The organism is Pseudogulbenkiania sp. NH8B (assembly GCF_000283535.1).
Classification (GTDB): Bacteria; Pseudomonadota; Gammaproteobacteria; order Burkholderiales; family Chromobacteriaceae; genus Pseudogulbenkiania; species Pseudogulbenkiania ferrooxidans.
In genome coordinates this window covers 1,942,364-1,955,401 of sequence record NC_016002.1, presented here as the reverse complement: position 1 = coordinate 1,955,401, position 13,038 = coordinate 1,942,364, and the positions used below count along the sequence as shown (strand labels likewise).

The window sequence follows — 13,038 nt, the reverse complement described above, 5'->3', positions numbered from 1 at the left end:
ATGCCACGACAGGGGAACTACGAGCCATGTCCTCCGTTATAGCACCCTGACACATGACACAGGCGGCCGTGTGGCAGGCCAGCATCGGCTTTCCCTGCCAGTGAAGAAAACCCTCTGTATCGGGGCGGATAATTTTGCCGGCAAAAAAACGTTGCAATGCATTGACGCCACGAGCGGGAATCGATATTATTCGCCGCTCTTCAGGAGGGATTCCCGAGCGGTCAAAGGGATCAGACTGTAAATCTGACGGCTCTGCCTTCGAAGGTTCGAATCCTTCTCCCTCCACCAGTATTCGATAGAAAGCCCGGACATTTGTTCCGTGGCCAGCGGGTATGATTCCTGCACTGAAAGCTAATAACGACGGGCCTTGCAGCGATGCGAGGCCCTTTTGCTTTTAGGGCCGGGTTTACACCGGGGTTACATCAGAAGCCCGGCATCACACACCGTTGCACTTTTACGACTCCAATGCACGCCTTCAAGTTCCTTCTCACGGTTCCTGATGGCGTCGGCCACATGGACGCTGTAGACACGGATCGAGGCACGAAAGAACCCGGCAACTTGACGTAGACCGGCCGACCTTGACTTGGGGGGTGTGGCATCGGCAGCGGCGGCTTCGACCATTATCCCTCCATCTCCCATTTCGCCACTCCGACGTGGCTGAAGGCGGCGTATTTTTGTCTATGATTAGTAAATGCTAGGTGGCAGTAATGCTGGGCTGGGCTGGGCTTGGCTTGGTGGCTAACCTAGCAATCCAGTGGATGCTCTAAAGTGCACGGCTGATTTTGGACGTGAGGCCGAAACTTGAAACGCAAGGCTTCCAAGTAAATTCTGGGAGAATTCTAGGTATGATTACATGGCCGGAGGTAATCATCGCTATTTTCCTTGCGTACTACTGGACCGGTTTCGAAATGGTCCTATTCCATTCCCGGCTTGATCCGGTCGATCAGCCTGGGTATGTGAGTGGCTCTCCTTGGCAGAGGTTTCTGTGTGGGGTGGCGTGGCCGTATGTTGCACGCCTTAACCAGGAGATTGCTTGGTTTTCAATCTGTTTTTTGAGTTCGTTTATAGTTCTTGGCGCAGTATATATTGGATTAAACCATATCTTCGGCTCTACATTTTTCGCCGTGTTGGTTTTGGGGGTTGTGCGTGTAACGCCAGTAGTTTCTTCAATACTTTCTTTGCCGCTAGCTATGTTAAGCGCTCTGCTGTGGTTTTTTATAGCAAAACCTTTAGGGTGCAAGCCACCTAGTGGGATGAATTACTGATGCACGCTTTTTTAATTTATACAACCGCAGTAATGCTGTTCCTTGGGGCCGCACCATTGCCTTACGGCTACTACATGCTTCTACGGTTGGTCGCATGTGGCATATTCGCTTTTGCTACATTTGTCGCTTTCGATAGAAAAAGCAAAGCATTGCCTTGGGTCTATGGTTTAATGGCATTGGTTTTCAATCCAATCGTCAAAATTTATTTCCCAAAGGAAGTATGGATGATTGTAGATGTTTTTGCGGGCATCCTTCTTCCTGCTACAGCCAAGACAATAAAAATAAATACCTAACACAGGCTATGCCATTTTATTAGTTAGCCTCTGCGAAAAACGGTCATCCATGAGGCTCCAAGCGATTGGAGCGTTTTCCATGGTGTGTAGTGACTACACCTTGGTTTACTGTGCGTGACTAACTACACTGAAAGCATGCGCCGATTTCCTACTTGCAGGCGCTTAACAAATCTCGCTAACAAGGAATCCACACCATGCATATATACATCCACAGTGTTGCAGAAGGGCTGGTGCGATCTTTTGCGATCCTTCTCTTGGTTTATATTGTTGCCAGTTCATGGCCGGAGCATGAGAAAGGGTTGACCCCACTTCAAGTGGTTAAGGTCGTTTCTGTGGTAATCCTTATTATTGCAGCAGCATATTTGGGCTACTTAAGAGGGTGCGATGAATCACTTTTAAGTTGCAATTAATACGTAAATGAGAATAATTGCAGGGGTTTTCCCTGTAAATGGCTGAGCCTCGATGAACATATCGCCTTGCCCGTATCATTCTGTGCCTTCGATTCCTCCGTAGAAATTATCATCGTGACTCTCCCAAATATTTCGAAGTTGCATAATATCCTCTCCGGGAGCAGAAGGATAAGCGTGCCGCAATGCTTCAACGGCAGTGAGAATTGCCGTCGCCCCCGTCCTGAGTGCATGATAGAGACCAAAATCACTCGGTCCGAAGTACACTTGCGCTCCATCAGAACCCCCGTCAACCACATGGTCATTTAGTGCCAGCATATCAGAATGCACTGCACTTGAATTCTCAACGTAGAAAAGATTGTAATAGTCGGACAAGCCAGCTTCTTCAGCCCATTGATTTATTTTTAATATTCTTCCATTTGATTCAGCAAGCTTTGCTTTGTTATGTTCAATTAACTCTTCAATTTTGTCGGGTTCAAGGCGGCCTTTCAGGTTTGGTTGCTTCCATCTTTTTGCCGAATTAATGGCCTTGATTGTGGAGTCATAGTGCTTGGCAATATACGCATCCTTTAGTTGGGGATTTTTTGCAATTGCAGCCATTGCGAATAATGTTTCCAGCAATGTACGTACCAGCATGCGACCCTGTGCCACCATCCCCCTCTCCAGAAGGATGATGAGGGCTTGATAGGTCTCGACAGACCGCACAAAAAGGGACGCAACAATGGTTTTGCTCTCGTCGTTCCAGTCAATGTGAAGCTCACGAAGCTCTCGCATTAGTAGGGAGTTCGTCTGCTGTGCAGCCTCGAACGCTGCCTTGTAGACGATCTGTATCTGCCTTCTCGATTCTTCGGCCTCCTCCGAGAGAAAACCATCCATTTCCATCGAACTCATTCTCTAACCTCCTGTTTGTCGATACATGTCCACGGTACAATTTTTTGCTATGCCCTTCCATAGCAAAAAGCACCTATTTAGAGTGTCACCTATGGGTATAGCTTTGCATTAAATCTTTTCTGTTGCGGGTTTGGTCACTGGTTATGTGTGCACAGCACAGCCATTGAACTGAGGATGGGTCAAAAAAGAAGGTAGCTTGGCTTGGAGCCGGCTATAAAGAGAGTGCGCCGATTTCCTACTTGCAGGCGCTTAACAAATTTCGCTAACAAGGAACCGCATCATGTACACCTCCATTCTCGAACAGGGCGACCTGTTTGCACCAGAACAACTCGACCTGTTTCATGAAGAAAGCCTTCGGAGTCCCGAAGGCTTTGCTTTGTCTGGTAGTCCGACCTTAGCCGAGCGGCCAGATCACCCTGCCGACTTCACCGAAGCTCCAGCAGATATTGCAGCGACGTAATCGGGTGAGCCCCTTGCCGCACTAACTGTTTCATTGCGCGTTGATGGGCGTCTTCGGAGACGTCTCCACAGGCATCGACGATGATATAGACTAGTACACCCTGATCCAGCGCTGATAGAGCCGAGTCGTAGATAGAGACGGAGGTTCTCACCCCCGCCAATACGACGACATTCCTCCCGGCTGACGTGACCCACTGGACGAGCCATTCCAGCCGATGCCCCTTGGGGAGGTCGCTAACCAAGTTGTCGGGAAATCTGGAGGGTTTGACGTCGATCAGCGTGTTCGTGTCAGGTTGCTCTGCTATCGATGTCACGAGAATCGGCACATGTTGCTCATTGGCCGCCTTGGAAACCATGATGACGTTCTTACGAATGGGGGTCGCATGGTTCGGTTGAGCTGATAGCCCCACTCGTGGCTGATGGTCGATCACGATGAGCGAGTGGTTTTCATGGTCGAGCAATGTTTGGTCTTGTTTAGCAGCAAGCATGATCCCACCCCCTTGAAGCGCTGATCAAAAAAGAGGGGCTGCCTGTGGCAGGTCAGGCAGCCTGTTCCACCTTACCAACTGGAGACAGTAGAACAGTTCAAACGTAGACATGGGGCTGCGGTATGGCAAAGAGAAATTTTTAATTGGCATTCCGGACGACGAATGACTACGCCTGCACCATAATTGATTTGACCGTCAGGGGACTGTTCTCAGAGGAGGTTGCGCCGCCGTGTACCCTGCTCGGCACCGCTGCCGAAGTGGGCCACTTCCCGTTCAGCGGTTGACTCAGGCGCAGCGACCGGTGGCGGTGGTGGTGGAGCCGGCTTGGCTGGCGGCTTCACCGGCTTGGGCGTTGGCACCGTCGCACCCTCGATCACCCGCCCCGGTTCCAGCTGCTGCGCCGCTTGCGCCAAGGCGAAGGCGATGCGGCTGGCCGCTTGCATGTCAGTCAGCTCATCGGCGCTGATCAGTGGGCCGGTGTTGATCGTGACGGTTGGAGCCTCGTCGCGTGGCGGCGCTGGCAGTACGTGACTCAGCACCTTGGAAACAAATTCAGTTTCGTTTGCTTTCGCCCACGTGAGCAGCCAAGCCACACCGCCCAAACGGCGATAGACCGACATGATGTCGGCGCGCATCTTGTCGTTGATCTTGTTGCGGCTGCCGGGCAACCGTCCTCCGCTCTTTGGGCCACCGGGCGGTCGTCCTCCGGGCATGTCAGAGTCTCCCGAGCAGCGCCTGCACGAGAGCAGGCACAGCCGGTGCCTGCTTGGCGGTAGAGCGTACAGGGCGGCGAGGTTGCCATGGGGTGGTTTGTGGTGTCAGACGTTTCATTTCTCATCCCCTTCAGGTTCCAAGGGCTTCACCGAAAAGCGCGGAAATTCACCCGGCGCGCCATATTCGATCTGGATATGCAGCCCATCAGGCGGCAGATCAACGCCTTCCAGCGCGGACGCGATGAAATTCAGCATTTCAAAGTCGACGGCTTCGTCGATCAGACTTTTCATTTGTCATGCTCCATGGGTGTCAGCCCAGAAATTTGGTTGTCATAACCTCTTTCCACCCGCCACACGGAATGATCGTCAATGACAACCGCGCTCATCCGTCCAAAGGCATCGCGCTGGGCCGCGAGGTGATGCCGAGAGCCGTTGCTACCGGCGACGCTGACGGCGGCGATCTTGCCGTTTGAATCGCGCTGGATAGCCATGCTGGTGAGGCGCGGCGGCTGCCGGGCAGGCGCTGGCGGCCGGGGTGCTGGCGGCGGCAGCTTGGCGCTGGCGGCGTTGAGGGCAGCGGTCACGTTCGCCAGTTTGGCCACCCGCCGGGCAGGCGCTGGCGTGGGTGCAGGCGCAGGGACGCCAGCGAGATGCAGCCCGAGCTGTCGGGCGAGCCTGTCTAACTTGGCGCTCATGACGAACCCGCCCCAACGGTGGCGTGAATGGCGGAATGCCATCCCGTTGACGTAGTAATAGAAGTCACTCTATGCCATGTGACTGCATTGGTTTGGGTGTTCACATTGCAAAGTAAATCCCGAACCTGCATGCCAATGGCAGCCGTCGTCGGCGATCCGAATGCACACCCCTGAAAAAACGATGCCGATGTAATGTCGGTGCTGGCGTGAGAGCTTTCATACAAATAAACGCTGCCGCCGCTGGTACTACAGAACCCGACATCCAAAATTTTTCTGGCCGGATTTGTGGTGCTATAACTCATTTAAATTAGCCTCCATCACGCAATCGAATTAGTTCACGGTAGCGTGCCTGCATCACTTCGTCGTTGTTGTAGCGACGACGGTCCACTCTCATCACACGCTCAATTTCGGTAATTTCAGCGCCGAGATTGTTATGCCCACCACCGCGAAGTTGATCAATCGCTCCAGCGACCGCTTCCCGATAAAGAGCCTCGATGGTGTCTGGATGATTCGCAAGCAAAACCCCGCCTTTCGCAACGGCAGTTTCGAGAAAAGTTCGTTGGGCCGCAGTGAGATTTTTCGCAACATGATCGTGCACAGCGCGCATGTTCACGGAGAACTGATTGCCCCATCTCCGCCGCAATTCATTCAATCCGGCTTGCCTGTCAGATTCTGCACGGGATTCCACAATGGCGAATTCTGTGTCGGATAAATCGTCAATGGTTACGTGTGAAGTTCGCCGCACAGGTGCTTGCGCTTGCGTCAATTGACGAATCTTTTCCCCGTACCACGACAGGAAAATTCGCACTACCTTTGAAGGGCAATCCGCACGAGCAAGGTCGTTCAGGAGTGCGTCTACGAAGGGGCGATCACCAGGTGTCAGCCAATCGAAACCGCGCAACGAATAGGTGTGCTCGGCAACCACATGAGGCAGTGGCTGCATCGCATAGGCTCGGAAGAAATTAGCCGCCATTCGGCTGTATTTTGTCGGGACTCTCAACGTGTCCATGTCAGCAGAAAATGAATCGGCCAAAGGCTCGATGAACTGCTGCTGCACATCGGCCGGGACAATGCCGGAGGGCAAGGGCTGGCCAAACAGCTGCGGGATTTCTCCGTAGTTTTCAGACAGGTGATCGACATCCGGCACCAACCAGGGCGGCTCGAATTGGGGTGCCTCTGGAGTGTAGGGGTGTAGTTCACCTCCGCCATCGGGGATGGCAGGGAGATCAAATGCGTTCATGTTTCATCTCGCTTTCGGCCAAGGTGCGCAGCAGCCCCCAAGGCCTAGCACAAGCCCTATGCAAGTATCGGCCCGGCACCGGCTCGCGCCGACAGGTATTGATTTCTGGATGCAGTTCCAGATTCGGCATTTTGCTTTCTTGCCAGCACCAAGCGCATTGCGTACTCTTGGACACGGGGAATTCGGCCAGTCGTCGTTTGGCTTTATCCGGATCGGTGATAGGTGCTAATGAAATTAGTCGCCAACTACCGTCAACCGATTTCCACAGGGAGACCTCGAAGCTGGCTTCTAACGTGCGCTGTGTTTTTTCCAAGTGCAGGAAGTGTTCAATGCGATCTGGCGGTGGTGCATCTTGACCCATTTGGTAACTGATGAACGTCACCAGGGTCGGCAGACTGACTTTCAGGGCGCTGTAAAAGAAGCACACGTACTGAATCGCAGCTAGTAGCTTTAACTCAAGGGCAGCGTCCATTTTCAATTCCGCAATGTGCTGTGGTCGAGCAGCCGCTGCACCGCTTCGGCACGGCTACTACAGCCAGAGGCGATTACCACGTTGTCGCACAAACGGATGGCGCAATACCCATTGTCCACACCGCGATATTCGATCTCAAAGCCACTCGGCAGCGAGTCGCCCAGCGCCAACAATACCGGCAAGCGGTGGTAGCTCAATTCAATGACATGCGCCCACCCGCGCCCCGAGTCCATGACCATGAGTTCCATCATGAAGCTACGGTCCTCGGCGACGGCGGTGATGCGGTCATACGCGTGGTACTGATCGGACACGACAGCGTGGAAATCCGGCATCAATACCTGTTCACGCGTAGTGCCGCGTGGAATGCCCAAAAACCAATTTGCAAATACGCTTTCAGCAATTTTTAAATGGTTTTTGGGGCAGGCGGTCGGCTTTTTGGGAACTTGGATTTCAGCCGGGTCGGCGGTGGTGGCGGTCATGGTATCGGTCCTTTCTGCTAGGTACATTTGCAGTCTGGACCGATGGAAATTACTTACAGTAATGTGTGCTGTACTTTTCCTGCTGGGCCTTGATCTTTTTAGCAACAAAGCGCGGGCCGGGTGGTTTGGCTAGTCTGTATTTCTGATGTAGTTTGTTGACCTGAACGTAGCGCAGCACAGCGCGGACCAGCACGGTGAGAGGCTGGTCCAGTAATGCCATGTGTTGCAACGCTTCATCGAGGCAGGCGTGCTTGGGGCGGTCCCTGGCTGCATTGACCCTGGCGACTGCTTCGCGGCGGTTGGCGGCGGCCGTCAGGGCCGGCTGGGCGAGAGCATCGATCTGGTGGAGATGTGCGATCTCATTAGGTGCCAGCGGCTCACCGGCCAACAGTTTGCGGTCCAATTCGACCGTCGATTCGGCTACAGTCTTCATGCTGTCCTCCTGTGTCGCATACCTATCTGGCCCACAATCGACCGCTGGCGCGGTTTATGTCGCTCTGGCTATAGATGGCTCACCCGAAGTGCGACGTGGGCGTGTAGGGCCGCTGCCGGGCTGAGGTTCCACAACGAGCGGCACCGCGCCGTTGTGGCTGATCGCCCAAGCAAGGGCGGCTTCTTTCCAGACAGCAAAAGCACGCTGCTCGGCGATGGACATCGACCACACGCTAGGTCTGGCGATCAACAGCACCGCCAGCCGCCGATTGCCAGCAGGCGGGGCGGTCAGATTGGCGACGACGTGGTGCTCGCCGATGTCGATAGCCAGTTCCAGCAGATCAGATTCCATGGTGCAAAACCCCTTTTGTAGCCCTTGATGTAGCCCCGGCGCGTAACCCCGAACCCTCTATCACCCACGAAAACCAAGCTGGTCTTGTGTTTCTGGTTTCTATTTGCTGGGACTGATAGTCCGCATACTGCGCTTTTCTCGTCTATTTTGGTCAAAGGTATTGCCGTATTTGGCGAGGTGCTTGGGGTCAGAATCCGTGTGCATCAGCGTCCCGCTGTGCGGCAAGTGGAATTCTGGGTTTTCTATTCGTGTGTCTCATCCCCGGACTTATCAGCCACGTAGCTCAGCAGCCGCTCGATTACACCGGCTAGGGTTTCGCCTTTTTGCCGCTGATCATGCAGCGCTTTATAAACCCCCTCAGCCAACAAAACATGGATGGCCTTGAAGCCTTGCTCACGCCGACGCTGCCGAAACGCCTCCACGGTTTTTGCGGATCGATATCGCGGCTTTGGGAGAACAACCGGCACCCAGCTCCCGGACGTGAGCAGCCTTTCGGCGTCAGGGCCGGGAAGCACCTCTCGCGCTGCGTTGCGAGGGGCTATCAACAGAGGTTTTTTCATCGTCGTGCTCCTTTTCACCCGGCACCCGCGCCGGTCTTTTTAGCCCCCTTCACCGGGGGGAAAACCTGCCTATTCGGTTTGGTGGCCCTCTTATAGGGAGGGCCACACCGAATACCCCGCCTATTCGGTTGGTGTTCGGTTTTGACCGAATAGCCATAACCCGCGCCGTTATTGACTTTCAACCACATCACCCCCTCGGTGTACGGCCCCTATTCGGGTGCAACCGAATACCCCCCTATTCGGTTTCATTTTGCATAAACCGAATACCCTGCGACGCTCCTTTCAGGGCCGTGAAAATGATGTCGGCACGGTGCGGCAGCAAGGCAGCCGCTGCATCGATTCCCGCCTGTGTAAGCCAGCGGGCGTCCATCAACCCATATCCTTTGAGCAGCTTGACCACGGTATTGATGGTGTCGGGGGATTTGCCGACAAGAGCCGCCAACTTGACCTGACCGGTGCCGGGATTGTCGTGAATCTTTTCCAGCAGTTGCGGCAGGTAGCTTTTGCGGCTCTTCAAATCAGGGTAACGCTGATATAAAACCTCCTGCCGCACTGCACGCTGGTCTTCGCTATCCTCCAGCACGACCGTCGTCGCCGGGGTGCCGTCTTCTTCCTCAAACGGCAGATTCACGATTTTGGTTTGCAGAAAAAGGTCGGGTGGATATTGGGCGTCCTTCATCTTCGCTGCATGCAGGCGCGTGCACTGGCCTTTTTCTTCGCGCTTGATTTGGTAAATTGCGTCCATACCGCTGGGCAGCGACGACGCCCCACGCGGGCGGTCTGGTTTTTCATGACCGCTGTGGTGGACGATCAACACGCTTGCCTCACCGCGCACGTGGTCGATATGGTTGATGAATCGATTCATGTCCTCGGTGGCGTTCTCGTTGCCCGAGCCGAAATGGCGTGCCAATGTGTCCACGATAATCAGTGCTGGAGGTTCGGATAATGTTCCGATGGCAGCTTTCAGGCGTGCCGTGCACTGTTCGTCGGTCAGGTCTTGAGTGATTCTGACCAATTTGATTTTCAGCGTTTTCATGTCGAGGTTGCGCTCTCGACATAAACCGCTGACGCGGCGGCGAATATTGTTCTTACCCTCGCCGCACAGGTAGATCACCGTGCCAGATCGTGAAACGGCATGACCATGCCAAGGCAGGCCGGTGGCAACGGAAACTGCCACGTCGAGCGCGATAAAGGTCTTGAAGCAGCCATACGGGCCGAACATCAGCATGACCGCGTTCGCCTCGAAATAGCTGCGAATCAGCCAGCCGACCGGTTTTGCCTCTTCCGCTCCAATGTCCTCGAAATAATCGTCAGGGATGGTCGAAGTATTTTCAGCCGCCGTCGGTGGAAAGTGATTCTTGAATGCCTCGCAGATTTCACCCAGCCGGGGCGTGACCGCTTTCCCGAACAGTCTGTCGATTTCGTCCTGTGCGAATTGCTCTTCTTTGCCGGGGTGCTTGCTGAGATATTCCAGCAGCCCCGGCGTCTGCATACAGGTGGCGTACACATCCGCTTTACTGGCTCCGTTTTCAGCCAGCATGAGAATCAGGCTGGCAAACACCTCGGAGCGCTGGCCTTGAGGGATTTTTCCCTCGATCAACGCCCGGTGCTCATTGGTTAAGGGGTAGGCATTCAGATCGATCACAGCGCCAGCCTGATCGCTGCTCGGCATGCTGACGGCGGCGGGTATTTTTTCGGCCTTCTTCAGCAGCGCGTCGAGCCTGCTCAGATCACTGCCTTTTAGCTCGGCAAAAGGCCGGGATTCAATGGCATCGCCGGTCACGGTCAAAAACCGACCGCCCGAGCCGAGATAAACTTCGCAGTGGTCGCAGTTGGGATAATGGCCACGTCCATTATCCTGCCGCGATGCGGCCCACTCAGCCGGCACGGTGACGAAAGCACGAACGCCCTTGCCGCTCGGGCTTCGCTCGGAATAGGTTGAGAACGGCAGTTCAAACGCCTCGCCGACATCATCGAAATCCAGACCGACCAAGCGTTGGTTATCGACGGTGATGCCACCGGTCAGCACAATGCCGACACCGCTTAAACCCCATTCGCTGGCGGTAGCCAAGGCTTCGGGCAGCGTGCACCAGTCGCTCGGGTCGTTCGTGCTTAAACCGTGCTGGCCATTATGCGGAACCTTGCCTGCTTTGGCCTTGCCGGACTTTTGAATCAACGTCCACGGCACCCAGCATTTAAGGCCGGCATATGGGGCGAAAGGACTGCAAAGGGCTTGCAGGTCGGCCAGAGAGGGGCTATCGTTGTTTTGTACCAGAGTAAATTTTCCCTCTTGGCCGTCCGGGGCAGGACGGCCCTTTTCATTTTCCAGTGACATAATTTTTCCCCTTTCACGAATACTCCATCGTGTCCGCAGCCTTTGGGCGTTAGCCCTCCACGCTATTTGCTGCGATGAATTCGTCCAAATCCGATTTTTTGTAAAAAACCTTCGACCCGATTTTGTAAAACTTGATGGCCCGCAGTTTCGTACACCTCCACGAGCACAACGTGGACGCCGAAACTCCGAGATAACGAGCAGCTTCAAGAGTGTTAAAACGTTCGTTTTGGGCGTTTGCGACGGCGGGTTTCAGTTCGGTGGTCATGGCGGTGCTCTCCTAATAAGCCGGCAAACTGCCGGTGCTCGCGACAAGCAAAAGGCTACGCGCCGCATGCGGGTGAAAACAGGGTTAAGCTCTCAGGGGGTCGAGGCGAGGGTGTCGAGGACGGGCCGATGGCTGATGGGATAAGGCCGCGAGCCTGATGAAACAAGGGCTGGCGGGTGATGACAGGCCAGCGGGCGTTGACTTCGCCGGGTGCAAAGCGCACTCGGCACTCGATTTGCGCGCAAACAGATCGCGCACTTCGCCGAACGTGACGTTGTCCTTGCGGTCTATGAAAAACGCCCACCGGGAGGGTGGGCGCTTGGGGCTGGGGCGCTGGTGGGTTAGGGGGTGTCGGCCTTGGCGAGACTTGCCTGCTGGTCCCAATGGTCCGCAATCTTTTGCCACGCCCGGCGCATCTGCTGACCGGTTTTGATGATATAGCGGGCATCGGTGATGTCCTCGGCGTCTTTCTGTTTGTGGTTCAGCAATCGCTTGATCGTTGACGGGGAAATGGCGACCTCTTCATCGTCAGCAATGGAAGCAAACGTGCTCCTCAACATTTTGCAGTGAAACCGAATCCCGGTTTTTTCACGGATGTCCTTGACGGTTTTCCACACGTCACGGGTATTGAATAACAAGTCATCTTTCCCCTTGCCTGCCGCCTGTTTTTCCACGATGTGCCAAGCTTGTGACGAAAAACAAATCATATGCGGCAATCGGTTTTTGGTATCGGGCACCGTCGCGGATTGCTGTATGAAGTCAATATCCGCAATCGTGAGTTTTTCCGGTTCGTTAGGGCGGCAACCGGTCAAGGCAATGAATCTGACAAAGTTCACATTGTCGCTGTCCGGTAGCTCATTAAGGAAAGCCCACCAACGACCCCGATCCTCCGGTGCAATGGCTTCGCCGGCTGGGTCCGACTGGCTGATGCCGATCCCGTCGCGGTTCGTTTTTGACTTGAACGTGTGCTCGGGCACCGGCACGCGGGCGAAGTTGAAGACTGCCCGCAAGACCACGGCGGCGTAATCGGCCCGTCGCTTGCCGTGGGCAGCCTTGTTGGCGGCGTACAGTCCAACAATCTCGTCGCGGGTGATGTCGGTTAGCAGCCTGTCGGCCAGCGGGCGCAGCTCACCCGCCTTGGTTACTCGCCCGGTGCGTTTCGTGACCGGGGCTTTGATCATGGCGCGATAGTCATCGACAGTGCGCTGTTTCAGCGGTTTGTCGTCGCTGAGGCGGGTCGCCGTGGTGACATACCGTTCCAGGGCTTCGCGCAACGTCTCCACAGTCGGCGCTTGGGCTTTTTCGGCGGCTTTGGCTTTCTTGGTCGCGCTCAGGCTGACCCCGGTTGCCAGTTGATTGACTACCTCGCGTGCCCGGCTGCGCGCCTGCTCTACAGTCACTTCTGGAAATCGCCCAATTGACACGCGCTCAGGCGACCCACCGGCCACTCGCTTGAATACGGCAAAAGTCTTGACGTTATTGGCCGTGACCCGCAATTGCAAACCGGGTTGCTTGATGTCGTGAAAGGTGAACCTTTGACCGGCTGCCGGCACCGGCAGGTTGGTGAGTGCCGCTTTGGTGAAGTTGATCCGGGTTTCCATGGCATCCTCCTCGGGGTTACGGCTGGGGTTACGTTGTAGCCGTAACCCTGACAATTTCAGTGTAACCACGACAAAGACGAATTTCCATGAA

General features: G+C 54.8%; 19 protein-coding genes and 1 tRNA gene. 4 read left to right on the top strand and 16 right to left on the bottom strand.

The window, feature by feature from the left end; genetic code table 11:
* The first annotated feature begins 203 nt into the window (after nt 1-203).
* Nucleotides 204-288: transfer RNA gene (locus tag NH8B_RS09065), tRNA-Tyr, on the top strand.
* Between the two features lie 129 nt (nt 289-417).
* On the opposite strand, the gene NH8B_RS20850 is transcribed toward NH8B_RS09065, so the two are convergent.
* Entirely contained in the window at nt 418-621 is a 204-nt protein-coding gene (locus NH8B_RS20850) for a hypothetical protein (protein ID WP_014087023.1), read from the bottom strand.
* A gap of 643 nt (nt 622-1,264) precedes the next feature.
* Between NH8B_RS20850 and NH8B_RS09060 the strand changes: the two genes are divergently transcribed.
* The gene (locus tag NH8B_RS09060; RefSeq protein ID WP_041702899.1) at nt 1,265-1,558 is read left to right on the top strand and encodes a DUF6804 family protein; all 294 of its coding nucleotides are present in this window, start codon (nt 1,265-1,267) and stop codon (nt 1,556-1,558) included.
* Between the two features lie 194 nt (nt 1,559-1,752).
* Nucleotides 1,753-1,968: a hypothetical protein gene (locus tag NH8B_RS20845; RefSeq protein ID WP_148282957.1), complete on the top strand. Its 216-nt coding sequence runs from the start codon at nt 1,753-1,755 to the stop codon at nt 1,966-1,968.
* Between the two features lie 75 nt (nt 1,969-2,043).
* On the opposite strand, the gene NH8B_RS09055 is transcribed toward NH8B_RS20845, so the two are convergent.
* On the bottom strand, nt 2,044-2,856 hold the full coding sequence (locus tag NH8B_RS09055) for a DUF5677 domain-containing protein (RefSeq protein ID WP_014087022.1): 813 nt from the start codon (nt 2,854-2,856) through the stop codon (nt 2,044-2,046).
* 280 nt (nt 2,857-3,136) lie between these two features.
* Between NH8B_RS09055 and NH8B_RS20840 the strand changes: the two genes are divergently transcribed.
* Complete coding sequence (locus NH8B_RS20840; protein ID WP_014087021.1) at nt 3,137-3,316, top strand: hypothetical protein; 180 nt, start codon at nt 3,137-3,139, stop codon at nt 3,314-3,316.
* On the opposite strand, the gene NH8B_RS09050 is transcribed toward NH8B_RS20840, so the two are convergent.
* The 14 genes from NH8B_RS09050 to NH8B_RS09005 all read right to left on the bottom strand — a co-directional run bounded on the left by NH8B_RS09050 (nt 3,282) and on the right by NH8B_RS09005 (nt 12,947).
* Nucleotides 3,282-3,803 (bottom strand): isochorismatase family protein, encoded by a 522-nt coding sequence (locus NH8B_RS09050; protein WP_014087020.1) that lies wholly within the window; start codon nt 3,801-3,803, stop codon nt 3,282-3,284. The two genes, NH8B_RS20840 and NH8B_RS09050, sit on opposite strands and share 35 nt — an antisense overlap.
* A gap of 209 nt (nt 3,804-4,012) precedes the next feature.
* The gene (locus NH8B_RS09045; RefSeq protein WP_232503551.1) at nt 4,013-4,471 is read right to left on the bottom strand and encodes a hypothetical protein; all 459 of its coding nucleotides are present in this window, start codon (nt 4,469-4,471) and stop codon (nt 4,013-4,015) included.
* Nucleotides 4,472-4,630: 159 nt separating this feature from the next.
* The gene (locus NH8B_RS21085) at nt 4,631-4,807 is read right to left on the bottom strand and encodes a hypothetical protein (protein ID WP_014087018.1); all 177 of its coding nucleotides are present in this window, start codon (nt 4,805-4,807) and stop codon (nt 4,631-4,633) included.
* Nucleotides 4,804-5,211 carry a hypothetical protein gene (locus NH8B_RS09040; RefSeq protein ID WP_083844249.1) on the bottom strand — a complete coding sequence of 136 codons (408 nt, stop codon included), beginning with the start codon at nt 5,209-5,211 and terminating at the stop codon, nt 4,804-4,806. The genes NH8B_RS21085 and NH8B_RS09040 overlap by 4 nt, the downstream gene beginning before the upstream one ends.
* Nucleotides 5,208-5,513 (bottom strand): hypothetical protein, encoded by a 306-nt coding sequence (locus tag NH8B_RS20420; protein ID WP_083844248.1) that lies wholly within the window; start codon nt 5,511-5,513, stop codon nt 5,208-5,210. Before NH8B_RS20420 ends, NH8B_RS09040 begins: the two co-directional genes overlap by 4 nt.
* Before the next feature lie 5 nt (nt 5,514-5,518).
* Nucleotides 5,519-6,451: a hypothetical protein gene (locus NH8B_RS09035; RefSeq protein ID WP_014087016.1), complete on the bottom strand. Its 933-nt coding sequence runs from the start codon at nt 6,449-6,451 to the stop codon at nt 5,519-5,521.
* Nucleotides 6,438-6,923, bottom strand: a complete 486-nt coding sequence (locus NH8B_RS20835; protein ID WP_014087015.1) for a hypothetical protein — start codon at nt 6,921-6,923, stop codon at nt 6,438-6,440. Before NH8B_RS20835 ends, NH8B_RS09035 begins: the two co-directional genes overlap by 14 nt.
* A 2-nt stretch (nt 6,924-6,925) precedes the next feature.
* Nucleotides 6,926-7,402: a hypothetical protein gene (locus NH8B_RS09030; protein ID WP_014087014.1), complete on the bottom strand. Its 477-nt coding sequence runs from the start codon at nt 7,400-7,402 to the stop codon at nt 6,926-6,928.
* A gap of 49 nt (nt 7,403-7,451) precedes the next feature.
* Nucleotides 7,452-7,835 carry a hypothetical protein gene (locus NH8B_RS09025; protein WP_014087013.1) on the bottom strand — a complete coding sequence of 128 codons (384 nt, stop codon included), beginning with the start codon at nt 7,833-7,835 and terminating at the stop codon, nt 7,452-7,454.
* A 54-nt stretch (nt 7,836-7,889) separates the two neighbouring features.
* The gene (locus NH8B_RS20830) at nt 7,890-8,186 is read right to left on the bottom strand and encodes a hypothetical protein (protein ID WP_014087012.1); all 297 of its coding nucleotides are present in this window, start codon (nt 8,184-8,186) and stop codon (nt 7,890-7,892) included.
* Nucleotides 8,187-8,428: 242 nt separating this feature from the next.
* A complete protein-coding gene (locus NH8B_RS09020) occupies nt 8,429-8,746 on the bottom strand; it encodes a hypothetical protein (protein ID WP_014087011.1) in 318 nt (105 codons plus the stop codon).
* Nucleotides 8,747-8,981: 235 nt separating this feature from the next.
* On the bottom strand, nt 8,982-11,081 hold the full coding sequence (locus NH8B_RS09015; protein WP_014087010.1) for an AAA family ATPase: 2,100 nt from the start codon (nt 11,079-11,081) through the stop codon (nt 8,982-8,984).
* Between the two features lie 49 nt (nt 11,082-11,130).
* Nucleotides 11,131-11,346, bottom strand: a complete 216-nt coding sequence (locus NH8B_RS09010) for a helix-turn-helix domain-containing protein (RefSeq protein WP_014087009.1) — start codon at nt 11,344-11,346, stop codon at nt 11,131-11,133.
* A 341-nt stretch (nt 11,347-11,687) separates the two neighbouring features.
* Nucleotides 11,688-12,947 (bottom strand): tyrosine-type recombinase/integrase, encoded by a 1,260-nt coding sequence (locus NH8B_RS09005; RefSeq protein WP_014087008.1) that lies wholly within the window; start codon nt 12,945-12,947, stop codon nt 11,688-11,690.
* Nucleotides 12,948-13,038: the final 91 nt, after the last annotated feature.